The following is a 19,596-nucleotide window of genomic DNA, read 5'->3' on the forward strand; positions in this document are numbered from 1 at the left end:
TTTGAATCGTAAAATTCAATTTACTTTTTGTTTCGTTTTAAATACGTACGCCAAGATTTCTGCCAAGACTTTAAAAAACTCTTCCGGCACTGCCTGGTCAATTTCAACCTGATCATATAACGCACGGGCAAGCGGCCTGTTTTCTACCATCATGACATCATGCTCTTTAGCAATCTTCCTTATTTTTAATGCAAGGTGGTCAACACCTTTTGCAACAATGTATGGCGCATCCATTTTTTCTTCGTCATATTTAAGTGCGATCGCATAGTGAGTCGGGTTTGTGATGATGACATCAGCTTTCGGCACTTCCTGCATCATCCGCCTCATCGCCATTTCCCGCTGTCGTTGCTTAATTTTAGACTTAATAATCGGATCTCCCTCAGATTTTTTGTACTCATCTTTTATATCCTGCTTTGACATTTTGATATTTTTCTCATAGTCAAATCTCTGATACAAATAATCGAGTCCGGCAAGAATCAACAAAGCCCCTGCTCCGCTCAGCCCCATCCACAGGGTGAGTTTTGAAACAAAGGAAAGTGCTTCTTCAGGTGTCAGAAGCGGGAGGCGGAGAATTTCTCCATAGTGCATCCAAAGCACAACAAACGCCGCAAATCCTACAACAGCAATTTTCAAAATCGATTTAAGCAGCTCTACAATCGCCCTCATGCTGTATATCCGTTTAAAGCCTTTTATCGGATCCAATTTTTCAAGCTTAGGCTGGATCACTTCCGTAGAAAATAAAAATCCCACCTGCATATAGTTGCTTACAACTCCTGCAACAAGGGCAACAAGCAGAATCGGAGCAAGTACGATGCCAGTATCCTTTAATAAGCTGATAAACAGGATGTGCACATTTGATTCTGAGAGCTTCATTGTGAGTGACTCCGTGTAAAATGTCTCTATAAATGACAGCAGCCTGTCTCTCATATACGGGCCGATCGCAATAAACGAAAGGAAGATGACTAATAACGAAACGGCAGTATTCACATCAGAGCTTTTTGCAACCTGCCCTTTTTTTCTAGTATCCTTCCGTTTTTTCGGAGTGGCTTTCTCTGTTTTTTCTCCCGCAAAAAATTGGAGGTCAATTCTTAGCTTCATTAAGAAACACCGACCAATGCTAAAAGATTCCGCATCGTTTCAATCGTTAAGCCGAAAACATTCCGAACAACGACGAAGATAACGGACATACACACGATGAGCATGATAAAACTGACAGCAATCTTTAAAGGCAGACCGACGACAAATACATTTAATTGCGGAACTGTCCGGGCCACGATGCCTAATGCAAGATCCACAAGAAACAAACTGGCCACAACCGGCGCCGACATTTGAAATGCGATAATAAACATTGCATTAAAGCTTTTGGCGATAAGATAGGCAAACTTTTCATCGCCAAAATTCGGAAATGCCTGATCAACCGAAATATACTGAAAGCTGTAGTAAATACCGTCAAGCAGCAAATGATGCGCATTGACACTCAGCATAAACAAAAGAGCCATCGTATAGATAAACTGGCCGATCAATGGACTCTGTGCGCCCGTTTGCGGATCGATAACGTTCGCAATTGAAAAACCCATCTGAAAATCAATAAACGAACCGGCTATCTGAACAGCAGCAATCATCATATAAGCAATCAAACCAAGACACAGACCCACCAAAGCTTCTTTAAACGCCAGCAGCATATATTGCTCGTCAACCTCCAAAGACGGAGGTTTATCAATCGTGCTGAAGCAAATGACTGCAAGAAAAAAAGCAAATCCGATACGATGAACAGCCGGAACGTTTCTGTGGCCGTATAGCGGAACCGTTATAAAAAAAGCAGAGATTCTAATAAAAACCAATAAAAAAGCAGGAAATAAATCAATAATCGAATTCATCACTGTATTACCCTGCAAAACGATTTAAATTAGAAAACAGCTCTGTTGTGAACGAAAGGATGGTCGACAGCATCCATGGCCCGAAAAAAATCAGTGCCAAGAGGACTGCCACGATTTTGGGAATAAACGCCAAAGTCTGTTCCTGGATTTGAGTTGTCGCCTGAAAGATGCTGACGATTAATCCGACCAATAAGGCGATCGCAAGCAGAGGCGCGCTGATCATCAGCGTTACATATACGGCTTTTTCCGCCATAGAAATTACAAATTCTGAATTCACGTTTAGCACCTACCCTAAAAGCTCTGAAGCAAAGATTTCACAATTAAATACCAGCCGTCTACTAAAACAAAAAGTAAAATTTTAAAGGGCAGAGAAATCATAACTGGAGGGAGCATCATCATCCCCATTGACATCAGAACGCTCGCCACTACCATATCAATAATTAAAAAGGGGATAAAAATCATAAAGCCTATTTGAAACGCTGTTTTGAGCTCCGAAATGGCAAAAGCGGGAACCATCGTTGTAAGAGGAATATCTTTTAATGATTCGGGTTTATCCATTTTCGCGTAATTCATAAACAGTGCCAAATCCTTCTGTCTTGTGTGCTTACTCATAAATTCTTTAATCGGTTCCTCAGCTTTTGTATACGCTTCGTCCAAACTGATTTTATTGTCCATCAATGGTGTCAGCGCTTCTTTATTAATCTCTGAAAAAGTAGGAGCCATAATAAAAAATGTTAAAAATAGCGCAAGGCCGATAAGGACCTGGTTGGGCGGCATTGATTGCGTCGCCAGTGAAGTTCTGACAAACGACAGAACGATGACGATGCGGGTAAAACAAGTCATAAGAATCAATATTCCAGGCGCCACTGAAAATACAGTTAACAATAATAGTAATTTAACAGTTGAACTGACGTTATCCGGATCGCTTGAACTGAAAATATTTATAAACTCATTCATGATGACGTGGGCCTTTCTTTTTTCCTTCTGAACGGTTTTGTTTTAGCTCTTCAAGCTGCTCTTTTAATGCTTTTGAAAATGAAGGCAGCTTTTGCTGCGGCTGATTCTCAGAACCCTTTAGGGGTTTGACAAACTTTTGCCACTCTATTTTGCTTGACATCGCCTCTTCATGCTGGCTGAGTATGTCTTCGATTTCCTTTTCATCCTCAATTTCTTTAAGGAGCTGGATCGTCTCTCCTACCCCAACGACGAGAACACTGTTGCCGACTTTAATCAATTGGATAGATCGGTTTTGGCCAACCGATGTTCCGCCGATATTTTCAACATATTGAAAAGGCTTTAGCAGCCGGTTTCTTTTGTTCATAAGCTTAACAAGCCCGTAAATCAGCGCGATGACAAACAATAAAGCGAAAATCATCTTCACAAAATCAAAAGCTGAAACAGAAGGAGCAGCAGCTCCCTCCGTCTCATCAGCAGTTTGTGTCGTTTTTTCTTTCTTTTGCTCTGGCTTATCTGCGGTCTTTTCCTCTTTCTTTTGAAACCATTCGTTTACAGTTGAATCATCAGATGCCGCCGCGTCAGCAGCAAGCGGATGCACACTGAATAAAATGAAAAAACATATAAAAGCAATGAAACATTGACTCTTTTTCAACAGTCGTACACCCTTTAGCTTAATGTTTTGTTGATTGCTTCAAGCACACGGTCCGCCTGGAAAGGTTTTACGATAAAATCCTTAGCGCCGGCTTGAATAGCATCGATAACCATTGATTGCTGTCCCATGGCAGAACACATAATGATTTTAGCTTGAGCATCAATTTGTTTAATTTCTTTTAGTGCAGTAATACCGTCCATTTCTGGCATTGTGATATCCATTGTAACTAAGTCAGGAGAATGCTCTTTAAATTTTTCTACAGCCTGAGCGCCATTTTCGGCTTCTGCCACTACGTCAAAACCGTTTTTTACCAAAATATCTTTGATCATCATTCTCATAAATGCTGCGTCATCTACAATTAAAATTCTATGTGCCATAATTTTTTTCTCTCTCCTCGTGTTTCTTTATTTTAAATTATTAATGCGTTCTGCCTGGCTTAATATGTCAGTGACCCTTACTCCGAAATTTTCCTCAATGACCACGACTTCGCCTTTGGCAACGATACGCTGATTCACTAAAATATCTACCGGCTCACCGGCTAATTTATCCAGCTCAATAATACTTCCGGCTGAAAGTTCTAAAATTTCTTTTACGCTTCTTTTCGTTCTGCCGAGTTCAACAGTGATCGAAAGCGGGATATCCAAAAGCATATCCAGATTGTTTATAGGAGCTTGTGTGCTCTCATTTGGATCAAATGATGAAAATTCCACTGGTGAAACTTGAACAGGCGCGGCTTTCTTCGGTTTCCCCTGCCTTTTAGCCGGCGCTTGCTGCTGCGGTTCGTTCCGCGGCTCGGACATCACAGGCTCTTTCGGCTGTTCATATGTAACCTCAGGCTCCGGCGTTGTTTCTTCAGCTGGACTTTCCTCCGTGTTCATAAGGCTCGAGATCAAATCTTTAGCAAATGTCAGCGGATATAGCTGCATGATGTTAGAGTCTATTAACTCGCCCACCTTCAAGCGGAAAGAAACTTTAACCAGCATTTCATCAGCAGGAATACGGTCTGTTCCTTTTTCTTCATTTACATCAAGCAGTTCTACACGCGGGGGTGAAATATCAATTTTTTTACTGAATACAGTAGACATTGACGTTGCTGCCGACCCCATCATTTGGTTCATCGCTTCTTGAACCGCGCTCAAATGGATCTCTCCAAGTGAAGGATCTGCACCTTTCCCGTCTCCCCCGATCATTAGGTCCGCAATAATCGCTGCGTCACTTTGTTCGACGACTAGCAGGTTGCTGCCGCTGAAACCTTCCGTATAATTCACTTCAATTGCAACATACGGTTCAGGAAACGCATCACTGATTTTGCTTCTTGGGATGACAGTTACGTTTGGAGTCGTAATATCAACTTTTTGATTTAAAAGCGTGGATAAAGCTGTCGCTGAACTGCCGAATGAAATATTTCCGATTTCACCGATCGCATCACGCTCCATGTCCGATAAGTCATGCACTTCCGTAGCCTCAGGCTCGTCAGGTGTGCTGCTCGTGCCGTTAAGAAGCGCGTCAATCTCATCTTGAGATAATCTGTTATTCTCCATCTTGTTCACCTCTTATGTCGTGGTCTAAAATTTGCACTGCCTGTTTTCGATTCACCCGGCCGGCTTGTCCTAAAAATTTCGGCTTATCTCCGACCAATACAGTAAGAGGATCTGTTACTGATTTGTCCAAAGTTATGCAGTCTCCGACTTCTAAACTTAAAAACTCTTCTATTGTCAGTTCAGATGTGCCGAGTTCGGCCACGACAGGTATTTGTGCTGTCATGATACGTTTTTCAAGCGACTTTGTTTCCTCAGGTTTCGGTTCATTTCTTTCTGATTGCATCCAATAATGGACCGAAAGCTTTGGTATGAGCGGCTCGAGGACGATATGCGGGATACAAAGATTAATGACACCGCTGATTTCGCCGATTTGTGTGTTGAGTGAAATAACAACAACCGTTTCATTAGGAGATACCATCTGAACAAATTGCGGATTCACTTCAAACTCAGTCATTTCGGGTTCAATATCAGCAATGGACTGCCAAGCTTCTTTATAATTTCCCAGTGCATTTTCAAATAAATTAGAAATAATTTTTGTTTCAATTTCTGTTAAACTATCAACCTTATTATGACTGATCCCGATGCCCCCCATCACACGATCCATCATCGTATAGGCAATTGTCGGGTTAACCTCCATCATAATTCTGCCTTCCATCGGATGGACATCGAATAAATTCAGGATCGTCATATTCGGTATGGATCGGATAAATTCCTCGTATGGAACCTGATCAACAGAGCTGACCGATATATGGATATACGTTCTGAGCTGAGCAGAAAAGTGAGTTGTAAGAAGTCTTGCAAAATTGTCATGAATTCTTGTTAAACTGCGGATTTGGTCTTTAGAAAACCGCAGCGCGCGTTTGAAATCATAAACCTTTACTTTTTTCTCTTTTTCTTCTTTTTTCAGCTCTTCAGCATCCATTTCACCCGTTGATATTGCAGAAAGCAGTGCATCTATTTCATTTTGGGAGAGAACTTCTCCTGACATTTTCCTCACCTCCGTATTCTGTCAAATTATGCTTTATTGCAGATTAAAAGAGGTAATATACACTTTTTCTACTTTTCCTTCTTGGAGGTAGCTATTCACTTTATCTTTTAGTTCCTTCTTAAAGGTTTCTTTTCCCTTGTCTCCCTCAATCTCATCAGCATTCGTATCAGCCAGCAGTGATATAACAGCATCTTTCACTTGAAAATCACGTTTTTCAAGCTCTTCTTTTGATTTATCAGAGTCAGTTTCAAGTTTAATCGCTAAGCGAATAATGTTATCGGACTTTAAATTCGTTGTGATTTCTGCTACATCAACAGAAGATGCAACGATTTCATCAATACTTCGTTTTGCCTCACTTTTTTCGGACTTTCCGCCTAAAACAAAATAAGCCGCCGTCCCGAGAGCACCAATTACGATAAGAATAATTAGTAAAATGATCAATAATTTTTTCTTCATTCCGGTTCCTCTATTCCATGGTCCATTGAAAATATTTGTATTTTTTGATAGAAAGACGCAATCTTCTCCAGAACAGCTTCTTCATTTTCTTTTACTACAAACTTCTTACCGTTCGACAGTGTGATTGTAGTATCCGGAAAGCATTCAATCTGTTCAATAAATAACGCATTCAGCGTAAAGGGCTGCCCATTTAAACGGGTTACTTTAATCATAAAACAGCGGAGAAGCGATTACTCGCCTCCCCTCCCTCCTTAACGTTTAAGGTTTACCAGCTCTTGAAGGATTTCATCCGATGTTGTAATAATCTTGGAGTTTGATTGGAACCCGCGCTGAGCAACAATCATTTCAGTAAACTCGTCTGTTAAATCAACGTTAGACATTTCTATAAATCCTGACTTCAAGGCACCTGTACCGCCATCACCAGGCTGATTAGCTGCACTAGCAGTTCCAGAGTTCAAAGATTCACGATACAAGTTACTTCCGATTTTATCTAAGCCGTCACTGTTTGCAAAAGTAACAATCCCGATCTGACCGCCATCTTGTGGTTTACCGCCAGCATCAACAATTGACACTTTTCCATCAGATCCGATACTAAAGCTTTGAGCATCTAGAGGAATTTTTATTGTTCCTCCCGTCATATTTAACACATGGTAGCCGTCACCAGTCACCAATGTTCCGGTATTATCTAAATAGAAGTTTCCGGCTCTTGTGTAAGCCGTTCCATCACCTGTATCGATTTGAAAATAACCGTCTCCGTCAATCGCTAAATCAAGCGTTCTTCCTGTGCTTTGTGTCGCGCTTGTTGAATGGATGGTGTCAATTGTGCCAGATGATGAACCTAAACCGATCTGCTTAGAGTTTGTTCCGCCGATTGTTGCACCAGCAGCAGAACCGCCGGCAATCGTTTGACTTACCATATCTTTAAAGGTAACCCGGCTCTTTTTGAATCCCACTGTATTTACGTTGGCAATGTTATTGCCGATAACATCAAGTTTTGTTTGAAAGTTTTTCATACCGCTGATTCCAGAATAAAGTGAACGTAACATAATATATTCCCCCAGATGTTTTTATTTAGATGATTGTCCCACAGACATGACATTCGCCGGACTGATCTCGGTCCCATCATCAAGAACGAGATAATAATTTCCTTTAGAATGTTTAATAGAGCTTACCGTGCCTGTTTTATCTGTTGCACTTTTACCATCAGTCCAAGATACTTCTTTTCCCATCCAATCAACATACGTTGTAAACGGATCTTGGTTTTCAACGAATTTAGTCATCGTCGTATTCAGATTCATCATCTGTTCCAGACTTGAAAAAGTCGCCATCTGGCTGATAAATTCTTTGTCATCAACCGGATTAAGCGGATCTTGGTTTTGGACTTGAGTCATTAATATTTTTAAAAACTCGTCTTTTCCCAGGCTGCTGTTGCTTGCAGCGGCAGTGCTGCTTGTTTTTTCAGGCAATTTATATTCTGAGCTTATTGATGTCATTCTTCTTCCTCCAATTCAACCATTGACACTTCATCAAGCAAGTCTCCAAACTCGTTTGATTGCTTTTTCTGTCTTTGCTGCTTCTGTCCCTCTTGCTGCTGTTTCTGTTCATCAGCAAGCTGGCCATATATCGGCTGGTCTCCGCTTTGAATCGGCAATGTAAAACGGTCTACTTGGACAGCCATATTCGGCAGTGATTGCTTCAGCTGAGGCAGATGTTGTTCAAGCAGCTCTTTTGCAGATTGGCTGGATGCAATGATTTTACTCTGGAACATTCCATTTTCATTTGTCAGCTTAATTGTGACAAATCCTAAATGTTCAGGGTTCAGCCGAATTGTAAAACTGCCGGTTGACCTCCCAAAGGGTGTATATTTCATCTGCTTCCATGCACTGATCACTTGATCAGCAACCGTTTTCGTATCGGCTGCATGCAAATCAGATGAGAGCTGCAAATCGAGTGTCTGAACTCCTCCGGTGCTCCGGTAGCCTGAAAACATCATTTGAATTCCTGACTTACTATCTATAGGCTGAATACTTACAGAGGAATCTGCCGTACTTTTATTACCTGACGTCAGAGTGTCCGGTGTAAGAGCACGTTTTGCGACATCTTGTGACGATTCGGATGATTTCGATAACAAGAAAGCTTTCAGCTGACTTTCAGCTATATTCCATTCCTTCGTCCCTTTTTGAGGAAGCACCGACATCTGTTCCATTAAGCTTTGAAAACTTTTCAGCTCTGACTTTGACATCTTATAAAGCTTTGAACTTGACTCATCTTTTGTAAATATCTGCTGTTTAAGATCCTGAATAAGCTGTTCAGATATGCCCTTTTTATCTAATGCCGAAAGAAATTCATCTCCATTTTTGTAGACAGTATGAGCTTGATGATCACGGTCAGTCATTTTATTTCCTTCTAAAAGCTGACTGATAAACATTTGGATATGAATAAGTGTTTTATCATCTTCTGCTGATGCCTCATTTCCCTGAACTTCTTGTTCTCTATCAGACTTGAGTTCATCAGTAGCGGCATCACCAGCTGAATTCTTTGCAGTCAGAGCAGTTTTCTCTTCAGAAATGGTTTTGTCTGCAAGTATTTGCCCCATGTGCAGTTGATCAGTTCCGTCAGCCAATTTTAATTCAACTGCTTGCAGCAGATTCTGTAACATTTGCTGAGCGGATTCATCCAGCTGCTTTCCTGTTAGTTTACTTAACGTTTGCAGAAGATCGGCTTTTTGCTTGTCTTGGTTTTCAGGAGTTGCATTTAGCCAATCACTGATCTTTTTACATGCATCTTTTAAAAGCTGATCGTCAGTCTGAGCCCCATTTCCTTGTGATGAAGGTTCTTTCGAGCCGGCTTCAGACATAAGCCAATTTTGAAAAACTCCCTGGCTATTTTTGATTGTTTTAGCAGCTGTCCCTGCAGTAGTTTGCAGCCGAGGTCCGGCTAATTCAAGCAGCTTCACCTTTATTCCCCCTATTCTTGGCTGGCAGCAATTTTTTCTGTATATGTTGCCGCTTGCTCAGGAGTCATTTTTGCCAAAATTTCAGCAAGCTGCTTTTTGCTCAGTCCATTCAATATTTTCAGCGCTTCTTTTTCCTTTAATTGGGCAATGATTTTAGCAGCCTTTCCGCTGTCCATGCTTTTATAAACACTGATGACTTTATCATCAGAAGCTTTATCAGAACTTAATGAACCTTCTGTGTTATCCTTCGATGTCTTTTTTTGGTCTTCCGCTGTTTTTTCAAGAGAACGAATCTTTTGATTCAGCCTGTCTATTTCAGATTTGCTTGTATCCAAATCTTTATTCAATATACTGATCTCACTTTTTTGATCCTTAATGGTTTTTTCCAGAGCCGCCGTATTACTGTTATTCTTAGCTGCTGATGATGTATCTTTTTTATCTTCGGTCTCAGGAACCAATTCTTTAAGAACTGGCGTTTTGGCTGCAGCTTCCTGTATCGGCTTTAAGACATTGACACCAGCCGCCCAGAGAACAATCCCCCCTGCTATAAGCAGAAATATCAGCGGAAGGATAATGATCAGCAAAACCGATCGGAACTTACCTGATTCTTTCTTTTTGCCGGACATTACATTCGCTCCTAATGGCCTTGAATCATAAACTGCTTGATCGAAATATCGTCCATTTCTTTCATCTCTGCAGCTTTGTCTTCAAGAGCAAACATTTTAAACTGTTTTTCACGCATCTTTTCAAACTTCTTCACTTCAATATTTTTTTCTGTTAACACTTCTTGCTTTTGGTTCATTTGATTCCTTTTCATAATGACGAGCTTTTGGTAGTGATAAATTGTGTTTTCAAGATTTGAGACAAATTGCTGATAATGCCTCATCTCTTGAACGCTCATCCCGCTTTTCAGTTTGTTTTCTTTATTTTGCTCAAGCAATTCCTTTTTGCTCATATTCTCATATAGTTTCTCCGCTACAGTTTCAAATTCAGAAACTGATTGCTGATACTCAGACAAAGACTGGTCTTTTTCGTTCTCTTTTAGTTCCAGCAGCTTTTGGAATCTAAATTGATAGGCCACGTTCTATTCCTCATTTCCTGTCAAACTAGTTAATGCAGCAATGCTTTCTTCCAATGATGCTGATTCTTCTGTTCCCTGCTTCAAAAATTGAATAAGCTGCGGATAAAATTGTATCGCCTCATCAATTTCTCTTGAGGACCCTCTTTTGTAAGCTCCAATATTAATGAGATCTTCAGAATTTTGATACGTTGATAAAAGTTCACGGAATTTATTCGCTGCGTCTAAGTGCTGTTTTGTCGAGATGTTTGACATCACCCTGCTGATGCTTTTTAACACATTGACGGCAGGAAACTGGCCTTTATTAGCAAGTGCCCTGTCTAACACAATGTGTCCGTCTAAGATTCCGCGAACAGTATCAGCAATAGGCTCATTCATGTCATCTCCGTCGACTAACACTGTATAAAACGCTGTGATTGTTCCGTGTTCATTTGCACCTGTTCTCTCTAGTAAACGAGGTAAAATAGCGAACACAGAGGGCGTATATCCTTTTGTCGTCGGAGGCTCTCCAGCGGCAAGTCCGATCTCCCTCTGAGCCATCGCCACCCTTGTGACAGAATCCATCATAAACATGACATTTTGCCCTTTATCACGAAAGTACTCAGCAATGGCTGTCGCTGTATAAGCGGCTTTCAACCTCGTTAATGCAGGCTGGTCTGAGGTAGCAACAACTACAATTGACCGCTTCAGACCCTCTGCTCCCAAGTCTTTTTCAATAAACTCCCGAACCTCTCGACCGCGTTCTCCGACGAGTGCAATTACGTTCAAATCAGCTTCGGTCTGTTTAGCGATCATTCCCATTAATGTGCTTTTCCCGACGCCGCTTCCTGCGAAAATACCAATCCGCTGGCCTTTTCCGACAGTCAGCAGACTGTCAATAGACCTGACTCCAACACCCATTTTTTCACGGATAGGCGGGCGTTTCATCGGGTTAGGAGGTGATTGCTCCGTCGATACAGGCGAAAGTCCTTTCGGCAAAAGTTTTCCGTCGAGCGGTTCGCCAAACGCATCAATGACTTGTCCGTTCAGACCGGCTCCTACCTTTACACGAAGAGATTCACCGGTGGCTTCAACAATGCTCCCGGGGGCAATGCTAGCGGCCTCTAAATAGGGCATTAACAAAATATTTTCTTCCTGAAAGCCAACAACTTCAGCTTTGATGACTTTACCTGATTGACCTTTTGCATAAATCAGGCACAGGTCGCCAATTGAGCTTGCCGGCCCCTTTGATTCGATCATCAGGCCGATCACCCGTTTCACTTTTCCATAACGCTTATACGAGTCTGTCATTTCTATGCAATCTATCAGACTCTGTGTCTTCATTGATCCGCACCTGCTTCCAGTGCTGTAAGGAGCTTATGCTTCAGCTGCACCAGCTGGGTATCAATGCTTGCATCCACTCTTCCAAAAGGAGTTTCTATATAACATGATCCTTTTTCAGCTTTTTCGTCGGCGTATAAACCCAGCCGGCATTCTTTGTAAAGAAGCTGCTGGATTTCGTCTTTATGCTGAAAAACTGTTTCATAGTAATAAGGATCCACATATATTGATATATCGTCATATTCCTTTACTTCGTTTACCACCTGTTTCACAAGCAGGATAAAGGCCTCTTTATCATCAGATTTTTGCTGCCATACTTTTTTAGCTAACGCAACGGCAAGCTCAACGATTTCTCCGGAGGCATCTTCAAGCTTATCCTCTACAGCTTTTCTGGACATCTCTGTTATGCTGTTTGCCTGATTGATCAGCTCAGCATACTGTTGCAAGGCTTCAGCTCTCCCTAATGCAACACCTTGCTCGAAACCTTCTGTTTTCGCTTCTTCAATAAGCTGCTGTTTTTCAGCCGCCCAATCATTTTTTTCCTGCTCAATTTGACGGCGGATATCTTCCCTCTGGCTGTTCGCTTGCTCGGAAATCCGATCAGCTTCTTCTTTGATCCGGGCCATTAACGCTTCCGGATTTTCTTCAGTCTGTAAAAGATGTGAATGATCGATCCGAACCTCTTGTAAAGAAAGCTTTCTTCTTTCCTGCTGTGGGGAAAAAGATGATTCTTGTTTAATGATATTAGACAATAATATCGTCTCCTCCGCCTCTTGCTATAACAATTTCACCGGCTTCTTCAAGCTTTCTGACGATGCTTACAATTCTTGATTGAGCCTCTTCTACATCCTTCAAACGTACAGGGCCCATAAATTCCATTTCTTCTTTGAACGTTTCAACCATACGCTGTGACATATTGTTGAATACAATTTCTTTGACTTCCTCGCTCGCCACCTTTAATGAAAGGAGCAGATCGTCGTTTTCAACATCGCGTATAACCCGCTGAATTGCTCGGTTATCAAGGGTAACAATATCCTCAAAGACAAACATCCGCTTCTTGATTTCTTCAGCAAGATCAGGATCCTGAATTTCCAAGGAATCCAATATCGTCTTTTCTGTTCCTCTGTCTACACCGTTTAACACTTCAACAACAGCTTCGATTCCGCCGGTTTGTGTATAATCCTGAGTAAATGCGGAGGATAATTTCTGTTCCAGAATCCGTTCTACTTCATTAATAATTTCAGGTGATGTTCTGTCCATTACCGCAATCCTTCTTGCGACTTCTGCCTGTACCTCAGGATTCAGCTCGGATAAAATTTGTCCGGCCTGCACAGGGTCAAGGTAAGACAAGATTAAAGCCATCGTTTGCGGATGCTCTTGTTGGATGAAATTTAAAATTTGTTCAGGCTCTGCTTTTCTGGCAAAGTCAAATGGTTTAACTTGCAGAGAAGAAGTCAGCCTGTTTAGTATGTTTTCAGCCTTATCTTCTCCCAGCGCCTTCTCAAGAACTTGTCTGGCATAGCTTAATCCGCCCTGAGAAATATAATCCTGGGCAATCGCTATATTATGAAATTCCTCTATAATTTCATCCTTTTTTTGATGATCGACACTTCTAACTCCTGATATTTCAAGGGTAAGCCTTTCAATTTCTTCATCGGTTAAATGCTTATATACAGAAGCTGACACATCTAAACCTAAGGAAATCATGAGAATGGCTGCTTTTTGTTTTCCTGTAAGCTTATCTTGATCACGTCTCGCCATTTCTAATCCCTCCTAATCCTCGGCCAGCCAGCTTCTCAGCAGTTTTGCAAAGTCTTCAGGCTTATCTTTCGCCATCTTTTCAAGCTGTTTTCGTCTGACTGTTTCCTCTGTTTCATTTTCCTCTTCATTAATATCAGGCAAATTGATAGGCTCCTGAGGCACTTCGTACGTGTATTCCTCAAATTCATCCTCTTGAGCGCGTTTCTTTCTGATAAACATAATGATCAGAATAATGATAACTGCGATCAATACGCCCCCTACGATATATACCCACATTGGGATACCGGAGGATTTTTCCGTATCAGTATCAAGACTTACTTTTCCGTCAAAAGGCTGAACGGAGACAACAATTTTATTATTGATATCTTCATCAGAAAGGTTCTGGTTCTGTGTTTCATCCTTATCCAATGATGTTCTGACAACAGTTGAAAGGATTTTTTGTATATCATCCTGTCTTTCAGTTGATAGCGACGCTGTGTTTTTGGCATCAGGCGGCTCTACCATTACTTGAATCCCTAAATCCCTTACCTTATAAGGGCTTTCAGCTATTTCTTTATGGATTCGGTTAACCTCGTAATTGATTTTATTACTGCTTTTTTCGTAGTTCCCACTTTCGGTATTTTCACCGTCAGCTTGATAGTTTGTTACATCTTCATCACCGGTTCCGGCAGTTCCGCCATTAGCTGCGCCGTCTCCCTGATATGTTTCCGATACTTTTTCAGCACTGACCGCGATGCCTTCCATGTTTTCTTTGTCAACAGGCTCGACGATGTCTTCTGTGCGATTTTCTTTTGTAAAGTCAATATCAGCCGTGACAGAAACAACAACTTTGTCCTGCCCCATCATCGTTCCAAGCAATGACTGAACATGTTTTTGAATGTCTTTTTCAACTTGGGATTTAACTCCCTGCTGCGAAGAATAACTATCAGCGTAGGACCCTGAACCGCTGTCTGTTTTGTCATAGTAAGTAGAGTTCTGGTCCATGATGACGATGTTATCTTCTTTTAAGTTCGGCACACTTTTTGATACCAGATGATATAATCCGTTGATCTGGCTTTGGTCCAAATTGTAGCCAGGCTGAGTCTGCAGGACGATTGAAGCAGATGCTGCTGATTGCTCTTCACCGACAAAGACAGCGTCTTTCGGAAGGTTAATCATTACTTTTGAATTTTTGATACCGTCCATTTCATTAATCAGATTGGATAGTTCCGTTTGTGTGGCTTTGACTTTCACCATATCAAATTCATTATCTGTTAAACCAAAGCCGGCGTTCTGTCCAAAAAATGAGTAATCAATTGATCCTGTTTTAGGAAGCCCTTCTGCCGCCAGCTGAACTTTCAGTGAATCAACCTGATCTTCCGGAACCTTAATGACCGTACCGCCATTTGAAAGTTCGCTAGGCACTTTTTTTGCATCCAATTCCTCTTTGATCTGTCCGGCTTCTTCAGCTGACAAATCTTTGTACAGCGGCGCCATCTTCTGATTAGAAGAAAAAATACTGATAATTATGGCAAGAATGATAATTGCCGCTAAAGCACTAATCATTAAAACCTTTTGTAATTTAGATCTATTTTTCCAAAACTCACTCGTTTTGTTTTTCATTTGCATTAGAGTACGATTCATGTTAACCCCCGGTCATTCCACTCTTTCTCTTTCTCGTCAGACCCCCTACATTTGCATTCTCATAATCTCCTGGTATGCTTCCACAGCTTTGTTGCGGAACTCAGTTGCAGCAGTCAGAGAGATGCTTGCTTTTTGAGCGGCGATCATGACCTCATCAAGATTCACATCTTTTCCTGCAGCCAAGGCATTAGTCATATTGTCAGAAGCTACTTGGGACTCATTTAACGAACTTATAGAGTTTTTTAAAAGCTCCGAAAAGCTTGTTTGATTTGAAGAGTCTGTTTTTTGGCTATTGTTTAATTGATTTGTTGCATTTTGAGTGTTTTGAGTATTTTGAACCTGAAAAGGAGAAATTGCATTGATCACATTCATCACCTTACTTTCCGATTTCTAGAGCCTTCATCAGCATTCCCTTTGAGGCATTCATTGCTGTGACATTGGCCTCATATGATCTCGTACTGCTGACAAGATCAACCATTTCTTTTAATGGATCAACATTTGGCTTTTGAACATATCCTTCAGCGTTTGCATCAGGGTCAGTCGGATCATAGACCAGATTAAAATCAGAGTTATCTTCAGTGATTTTTGTAACCTTTACCCCATTTCCGACATTGCCGCTTCCGCTCATTTTAGAATTCAAAATCGACGAGAACGATTCACCTTTTGACTGAAGCGAAACCATTTTCCTTCTGTAAGGCACCCACTCACCGTTTACCTGCTTGGCTCTTGTCGTATCCATATTCGCCAAGTTAGACGATACAACATCCATTCTGAGGCGCTGAGCTGTTAAAGCTGATGCTGAAACATTTAAGCTTTGAAAAGCTGTCATTATTTCCCTCCTGTTAGTACGGTCTTCAGAGAATTGAATTTGCCGTTCATTCTTTCAACTAAAGCTTGATAGTTAATCTGATTTTCAGCTAGTTCTGTCATCTCTTTGTCAACGTCAACGTTATTTCTGTTTTGCTGATAAGATGTATCTCCGCTCGTTACAATTGAATAATTTGAATCAGCATCAGAAAAATCAACATGCCGATAGTCTGTTTTTATAGATTCGAGACGAGAGGATTCTTGATCTAATAAATTTTGGAAAGAGACTTTTTTCGCCTTATAGTTCGGTGTATCTATATTAGCAATATTATTAGTTATGGCTTTTTGCTTAATATTCGCTCTGCCCAAGGCATTTTCAAGATTTTGTATCGTTCCAGAAAATAAGCTCAAATCCACTTACCTCCATTTCAGTTTTTTTCACCCTCAATATCCTTGTCGAGATTTGTAAAACCATATGCTTATTGTAAGAAATAACAGGCATAAAGTCTATGAAGTTCGTGTAAAAAAATGTCCTCATATATATCTATTTTACAACTAGGTACATAGTCCTAGATTATTTGAACTATGTTTTTTACTTTGATATAAGGCTGAAAATAGCTGGATTTCTGTATTTTCCCCATTTATTTCGTCATTTTTCTGTTTTTATGAAGAAAATAATAAACTTTATTAAAATTATTACAAAGAAAGACTTTTCGCCCAGGAAATAAAGCTTATTGATTTCCTTTATTTGAATAAAAAAAGAACCCCTTAAAAAGGGGTTCTTTTTTTATTAATGGGATTTCAGATTTTCTAATTCAATCAGGAATTTGTTGTTGAGCACTTTGATATAAGTACCCTTCATTCCTAATGATCTTGATTCAATTACACCGGCGCTTTCAAGCTTTCTGAGTGCGTTAACAATAACTGAGCGGGTAATGCCGACACGGTCTGCAATCTTACTTGCAACAAGGAGACCTTCGTTTCCGTCAAGCTCTTCAAAGATGTGTTCAATTGCTTCAAGCTCACTATAAGAAAGAGAGCTGATTGCCATTTGTACGACTGCTTTGCTTCTTGCTTCTTCTTCAATTTCTTCTGCTTTTTCTCTCAGAATTTCCATTCCGACAACTGTAGCGCCGTATTCAGCAAGAATTAAATCATCATCATTAAATTGATCCTGTAAACGTGAAAGAATGAGTGTACCTAATCTTTCTCCGCCTCCGATGATCGGCACAATTGTTGTTAAACCAGCTTGGAACAAGTCTCTGTTTTCAACAGGGAAAGCAGTATACTCACTGTTGATATCCAGGTTAGAAGATGTTTCAGGGACGTTGAACAGATTCTTCGTATATTCCTCTGGGAATTGGCGATCCTCAAGCATTTTTTTCATACGGTCATTTTCAATTTGCTGGTTGATAGAGTAGCCGAGAAGTTTTCCTCTGCGGCTCACAACGAAAATATTGGAATCAATTACATCCCGAAGCGTTTCCGCCATTTCTTTAAAGTTAACCGGTTTCCCTGCCGCAGCTTGCAGCATGGAGTTAATAATTCTTGTTTTTTGTAATAAAGCCATGATAAATGATCCTCCTAAACATTCCTCTTATTAAATTTTCACAATATAAATTGACTTAAATCTTTGTTTTTAGCTATCGTTCCGAGCTTTTCTTCCACATACTGCGGTGTAATCGTTATATTCTCCATTGTTACATCCGGAGCTTCAAAAGAGAGATCTTCTAACAGACGTTCGAGTATTGTATGAAGGCGTCTCGCACCGATATTATCTGTTTCCTGGTTCACATGATAGGCGACTTCAGCAATCTTATGAATAGCTTCGTCAGAAAATTCAAGAGATATACCCTCTGTCTGCAATAATGCCTGATATTGTTTCAAGAGCGCGTTATCGGGTTCAACTAAAATTCTCACGAAATCGTCAACCGTCAGTTTGCTCAGTTCTACACGAATTGGAAAACGCCCTTGCAGTTCAGGAATCAGATCAGACGGTTTGGCCATATGAAATGCTCCCGCTGCAATAAACAATACATGGTCTGTTTTAACTGAACCGTATTTAGTGACAACGGTAGAACCCTCAACGATTGGGAGAATATCACGCTGAACACCTTCTCTTGATACATCAGCTGAAGATGACGCGCCACCGTTTTTTGCAATTTTATCAATCTCGTCGATAAAGATAATTCCGCTCTCTTCTGCCCGATGGACAGCTTCCTGGCTGACTTCATCCATATCGATGAGTTTGCTTGCCTCTTCATTCGTCAGGACTTTTCTGGCTTCTCTGACTGTCATTTTACGGCGTTTCTTTTTCTTTGGCATCAATCCGCTCAGTGCATCCTGCATATTCATGCCCATCTGCTCCATACCCGAGCCCTGCAGCATGTCAAACATAGAAGGCTGCTGCTCTTCAACTTCTACAGTAACATAGTGGTCTTCGAGCTCTCCTAATGCCAGCTGATGAGCCATGCGTTTTCTTTTTTCTTCAATGTTTGCTTCTTCCTGGCTTTCCGTTTCGTCTTCGCCGTTTGGCTGGCTGCCGCCGAAAAACATTTCAAACGGGTTTTTAACGCCTGATTGTTTTTTCTTCCCTGGAACTAACAGGCGAACAATGCGTTTGTTTGCATTTTCTTCTGCCTGTTCCTTCACTTCGTTGATTTTTTCTTCCTTTATAAGACGAACAGAAGTTTCCACAAGGTCTCTGACCATTGATTCAACGTCTCTGCCTACATAGCCGACTTCTGTAAATTTTGTTGCTTCAATTTTGATAAATGGCGCACCTGAAAGCTTAGCGATTCGTCTGGCAATTTCAGTTTTCCCTACCCCGGTAGGCCCCATCATTAAAATGTTTTTCGGAACGACCTCGTCTTTCAGCTTTTCATCCAGGAGACTTCTTCTATAGCGGTTTCTTAATGCCACGGCGACAGCTTTTTTCGCGTTTTGCTGACCGACGATGTATTGGTCTAACCGATCTACAATCTGTCTTGGTGTTAACGGTTTTTTTTCCATGCGCCTCAAGTCCTTTCTATTCAAGCTCTTCCAGTATGATTTGATCGTTCGTGTATACACAAATTTCGCCCGCTGTTTCCAGCGCAGCTCTAGCAATCTCACTTGCAGTCATGCTCTCCCCGGCATGCTTTTTCAGCGCCCTTCCGGCTGCCAAAGCGTAATTGCCGCCTGATCCAATTGCCAGAATGCCGTCATCCGGCTCGATAACCTCACCAGTTCCCGATACGAGAAGCAAGGTATCTTGATTCATAACGATCAGCATGGCTTCAAGCTTTCTAAGCACTTTGTCACTTCGCCATTCCTTTGCAAGCTCAACAGCAGCCCGTTTTAAGTTGCCATTATATTCTTCAAGTTTCGCTTCGAACTTTTCGAATAGAGTGAAAGCGTCTGCAACAGATCCCGCAAATCCTGCGAGAACCTTGCCGTTAAACAGTTTTCTTACTTTTCTCGCAGTATGTTTCATTACAACAGCCTGACCAAATGTAACTTGACCGTCTCCGGACATTGCGCTTCGTCCCTTATGCTGTACTGCAAAGATTGTGGTCGCATGAAAAGATGACATAAAGGG

25 protein-coding genes are annotated in these 19,596 nt (G+C 41.1%); all 25 read right to left on the bottom strand.

The window, feature by feature from the left end; genetic code table 11:
* Positions 1 to 15: 15 nt before the first annotated feature.
* Entirely contained in the window at positions 16 to 1,098 is a 1,083-nt protein-coding gene (flhB, locus tag MTN95_RS01730; protein ID WP_024121408.1) for a flagellar biosynthesis protein FlhB, read from the bottom strand.
* Positions 1,098 to 1,877, bottom strand: a complete 780-nt coding sequence (gene fliR / locus MTN95_RS01735) for a flagellar biosynthetic protein FliR (RefSeq protein WP_202853052.1) — start codon at positions 1,875 to 1,877, stop codon at positions 1,098 to 1,100. The genes flhB and fliR overlap by 1 nt, the downstream gene beginning before the upstream one ends.
* A 7-nt stretch (positions 1,878 to 1,884) precedes the next feature.
* Positions 1,885 to 2,154, bottom strand: coding sequence for a flagellar biosynthesis protein FliQ (fliQ, locus tag MTN95_RS01740; RefSeq protein ID WP_010334259.1), 270 nt, complete (start codon positions 2,152 to 2,154; stop codon positions 1,885 to 1,887).
* A gap of 14 nt (positions 2,155 to 2,168) precedes the next feature.
* Positions 2,169 to 2,834 carry a flagellar type III secretion system pore protein FliP gene (fliP, locus tag MTN95_RS01745; protein WP_202853053.1) on the bottom strand — a complete coding sequence of 222 codons (666 nt, stop codon included), beginning with the start codon at positions 2,832 to 2,834 and terminating at the stop codon, positions 2,169 to 2,171.
* Positions 2,827 to 3,486 (bottom strand): flagella biosynthesis regulatory protein FliZ, encoded by a 660-nt coding sequence (gene fliZ / locus MTN95_RS01750; protein ID WP_202853054.1) that lies wholly within the window; start codon positions 3,484 to 3,486, stop codon positions 2,827 to 2,829. Before fliZ ends, fliP begins: the two co-directional genes overlap by 8 nt.
* A 14-nt stretch (positions 3,487 to 3,500) precedes the next feature.
* Positions 3,501 to 3,863 (bottom strand): chemotaxis protein CheY, encoded by a 363-nt coding sequence (gene cheY / locus MTN95_RS01755; RefSeq protein WP_010334256.1) that lies wholly within the window; start codon positions 3,861 to 3,863, stop codon positions 3,501 to 3,503.
* A 27-nt stretch (positions 3,864 to 3,890) separates the two neighbouring features.
* Positions 3,891 to 5,027 (bottom strand): flagellar motor switch phosphatase FliY, encoded by a 1,137-nt coding sequence (gene fliY / locus MTN95_RS01760; RefSeq protein WP_202853055.1) that lies wholly within the window; start codon positions 5,025 to 5,027, stop codon positions 3,891 to 3,893.
* Positions 5,017 to 6,015, bottom strand: a complete 999-nt coding sequence (gene fliM, locus MTN95_RS01765) for a flagellar motor switch protein FliM (protein WP_010334255.1) — start codon at positions 6,013 to 6,015, stop codon at positions 5,017 to 5,019. Before fliM ends, fliY begins: the two co-directional genes overlap by 11 nt.
* A gap of 33 nt (positions 6,016 to 6,048) precedes the next feature.
* Positions 6,049 to 6,471 carry a flagellar basal body-associated protein FliL gene (gene fliL, locus MTN95_RS01770; RefSeq protein WP_202853056.1) on the bottom strand — a complete coding sequence of 141 codons (423 nt, stop codon included), beginning with the start codon at positions 6,469 to 6,471 and terminating at the stop codon, positions 6,049 to 6,051.
* Positions 6,468 to 6,683: a swarming motility protein SwrD gene (gene swrD / locus MTN95_RS01775; RefSeq protein ID WP_202853057.1), complete on the bottom strand. Its 216-nt coding sequence runs from the start codon at positions 6,681 to 6,683 to the stop codon at positions 6,468 to 6,470. The genes fliL and swrD overlap by 4 nt, the downstream gene beginning before the upstream one ends.
* Positions 6,684 to 6,722: 39 nt before the next feature.
* Positions 6,723 to 7,517, bottom strand: coding sequence for a flagellar basal body rod protein FlgG (gene flgG, locus MTN95_RS01780; RefSeq protein ID WP_024121402.1), 795 nt, complete (start codon positions 7,515 to 7,517; stop codon positions 6,723 to 6,725).
* 21 nt (positions 7,518 to 7,538) lie between these two features.
* Complete coding sequence (flgD, locus tag MTN95_RS01785; RefSeq protein WP_105954233.1) at positions 7,539 to 7,964, bottom strand: flagellar hook assembly protein FlgD; 426 nt, start codon at positions 7,962 to 7,964, stop codon at positions 7,539 to 7,541.
* Positions 7,961 to 9,427 carry a flagellar hook-length control protein FliK gene (locus MTN95_RS01790; protein ID WP_105954232.1) on the bottom strand — a complete coding sequence of 489 codons (1,467 nt, stop codon included), beginning with the start codon at positions 9,425 to 9,427 and terminating at the stop codon, positions 7,961 to 7,963. Before MTN95_RS01790 ends, flgD begins: the two co-directional genes overlap by 4 nt.
* A gap of 11 nt (positions 9,428 to 9,438) precedes the next feature.
* On the bottom strand, positions 9,439 to 10,053 hold the full coding sequence (locus MTN95_RS01795; RefSeq protein WP_105954231.1) for a MotE family protein: 615 nt from the start codon (positions 10,051 to 10,053) through the stop codon (positions 9,439 to 9,441).
* An 11-nt stretch (positions 10,054 to 10,064) separates the two neighbouring features.
* Positions 10,065 to 10,508 carry a flagellar export protein FliJ gene (gene fliJ / locus MTN95_RS01800; RefSeq protein WP_010334249.1) on the bottom strand — a complete coding sequence of 148 codons (444 nt, stop codon included), beginning with the start codon at positions 10,506 to 10,508 and terminating at the stop codon, positions 10,065 to 10,067.
* Positions 10,509 to 10,511: 3 nt separating this feature from the next.
* Positions 10,512 to 11,828 carry a flagellar protein export ATPase FliI gene (gene fliI / locus MTN95_RS01805; protein ID WP_248336750.1) on the bottom strand — a complete coding sequence of 439 codons (1,317 nt, stop codon included), beginning with the start codon at positions 11,826 to 11,828 and terminating at the stop codon, positions 10,512 to 10,514.
* Positions 11,825 to 12,577: a flagellar assembly protein FliH gene (gene fliH / locus MTN95_RS01810; protein WP_202853058.1), complete on the bottom strand. Its 753-nt coding sequence runs from the start codon at positions 12,575 to 12,577 to the stop codon at positions 11,825 to 11,827. Before fliH ends, fliI begins: the two co-directional genes overlap by 4 nt.
* Positions 12,570 to 13,586, bottom strand: a complete 1,017-nt coding sequence (fliG, locus tag MTN95_RS01815; RefSeq protein WP_003231981.1) for a flagellar motor switch protein FliG — start codon at positions 13,584 to 13,586, stop codon at positions 12,570 to 12,572. Before fliG ends, fliH begins: the two co-directional genes overlap by 8 nt.
* 12 nt (positions 13,587 to 13,598) lie before the next feature.
* Positions 13,599 to 15,209: a flagellar basal-body MS-ring/collar protein FliF gene (gene fliF, locus MTN95_RS01820; protein ID WP_248336753.1), complete on the bottom strand. Its 1,611-nt coding sequence runs from the start codon at positions 15,207 to 15,209 to the stop codon at positions 13,599 to 13,601.
* A 45-nt stretch (positions 15,210 to 15,254) separates the two neighbouring features.
* A complete protein-coding gene (gene fliE / locus MTN95_RS01825) occupies positions 15,255 to 15,575 on the bottom strand; it encodes a flagellar hook-basal body complex protein FliE (RefSeq protein ID WP_024121395.1) in 321 nt (106 codons plus the stop codon).
* A gap of 10 nt (positions 15,576 to 15,585) precedes the next feature.
* On the bottom strand, positions 15,586 to 16,038 hold the full coding sequence (flgC, locus tag MTN95_RS01830) for a flagellar basal body rod protein FlgC (protein WP_044155899.1): 453 nt from the start codon (positions 16,036 to 16,038) through the stop codon (positions 15,586 to 15,588).
* Entirely contained in the window at positions 16,038 to 16,427 is a 390-nt protein-coding gene (gene flgB / locus MTN95_RS01835; protein ID WP_248336755.1) for a flagellar basal body rod protein FlgB, read from the bottom strand. The genes flgC and flgB overlap by 1 nt, the downstream gene beginning before the upstream one ends.
* Before the next feature lie 379 nt (positions 16,428 to 16,806).
* Complete coding sequence (codY, locus tag MTN95_RS01840; RefSeq protein WP_003220850.1) at positions 16,807 to 17,586, bottom strand: GTP-sensing pleiotropic transcriptional regulator CodY; 780 nt, start codon at positions 17,584 to 17,586, stop codon at positions 16,807 to 16,809.
* A 38-nt stretch (positions 17,587 to 17,624) separates the two neighbouring features.
* On the bottom strand, positions 17,625 to 19,028 hold the full coding sequence (hslU, locus tag MTN95_RS01845; RefSeq protein WP_024121393.1) for an ATP-dependent protease ATPase subunit HslU: 1,404 nt from the start codon (positions 19,026 to 19,028) through the stop codon (positions 17,625 to 17,627).
* 16 nt (positions 19,029 to 19,044) lie between these two features.
* Positions 19,045 to 19,590, bottom strand: a complete 546-nt coding sequence (gene clpQ, locus MTN95_RS01850) for an ATP-dependent protease subunit ClpQ (RefSeq protein WP_014663962.1) — start codon at positions 19,588 to 19,590, stop codon at positions 19,045 to 19,047.
* Positions 19,591 to 19,596: the final 6 nt, after the last annotated feature.

Origin of the sequence: Bacillus sp. 2CMS4F, from assembly GCF_023161785.1 — a bacterium.
In the GTDB taxonomy this organism is placed as follows: domain Bacteria; phylum Bacillota; class Bacilli; order Bacillales; family Bacillaceae; genus Bacillus; species Bacillus halotolerans.

Excerpts from the sequence above, each read along its gene's own strand:
- flhB (WP_024121408.1), bottom strand. The coding sequence starts at position 1,098 with ATGAAGCTAAGAATTGACCTCCAATTTTTTGCGGGAGAAAAAACAGAG.
- fliR (WP_202853052.1), bottom strand. The coding sequence starts at position 1,877 with ATGAATTCGATTATTGATTTATTTCCTGCTTTTTTATTGGTTTTTATT.
- fliP (WP_202853053.1), bottom strand. The coding sequence starts at position 2,834 with ATGAATGAGTTTATAAATATTTTCAGTTCAAGCGATCCGGATAACGTC.
- cheY (WP_010334256.1), bottom strand. The coding sequence starts at position 3,863 with ATGGCACATAGAATTTTAATTGTAGATGACGCAGCATTTATGAGAATG.
- fliY (WP_202853055.1), bottom strand. The coding sequence starts at position 5,027 with ATGGAGAATAACAGATTATCTCAAGATGAGATTGACGCGCTTCTTAAC.
- fliM (WP_010334255.1), bottom strand. The coding sequence starts at position 6,015 with ATGTCAGGAGAAGTTCTCTCCCAAAATGAAATAGATGCACTGCTTTCT.
- fliL (WP_202853056.1), bottom strand. The coding sequence starts at position 6,471 with ATGAAGAAAAAATTATTGATCATTTTACTAATTATTCTTATCGTAATT.
- swrD (WP_202853057.1), bottom strand. The coding sequence starts at position 6,683 with ATGATTAAAGTAACCCGTTTAAATGGGCAGCCCTTTACGCTGAATGCG.
- flgG (WP_024121402.1), bottom strand. The coding sequence starts at position 7,517 with ATGTTACGTTCACTTTATTCTGGAATCAGCGGTATGAAAAACTTTCAA.
- flgD (WP_105954233.1), bottom strand. The coding sequence starts at position 7,964 with ATGACATCAATAAGCTCAGAATATAAATTGCCTGAAAAAACAAGCAGC.
- MTN95_RS01795 (WP_105954231.1), bottom strand. The coding sequence starts at position 10,053 with ATGTCCGGCAAAAAGAAAGAATCAGGTAAGTTCCGATCGGTTTTGCTG.
- fliI (WP_248336750.1), bottom strand. The coding sequence starts at position 11,828 with ATGAAGACACAGAGTCTGATAGATTGCATAGAAATGACAGACTCGTAT.
- fliG (WP_003231981.1), bottom strand. The coding sequence starts at position 13,586 with ATGGCGAGACGTGATCAAGATAAGCTTACAGGAAAACAAAAAGCAGCC.
- fliF (WP_248336753.1), bottom strand. The coding sequence starts at position 15,209 with ATGAATCGTACTCTAATGCAAATGAAAAACAAAACGAGTGAGTTTTGG.
- flgC (WP_044155899.1), bottom strand. The coding sequence starts at position 16,038 with ATGACAGCTTTTCAAAGCTTAAATGTTTCAGCATCAGCTTTAACAGCT.
- codY (WP_003220850.1), bottom strand. The coding sequence starts at position 17,586 with ATGGCTTTATTACAAAAAACAAGAATTATTAACTCCATGCTGCAAGCT.
- hslU (WP_024121393.1), bottom strand. The coding sequence starts at position 19,028 with ATGGAAAAAAAACCGTTAACACCAAGACAGATTGTAGATCGGTTAGAC.
- clpQ (WP_014663962.1), bottom strand. The coding sequence starts at position 19,590 with ATGTCATCTTTTCATGCGACCACAATCTTTGCAGTACAGCATAAGGGA.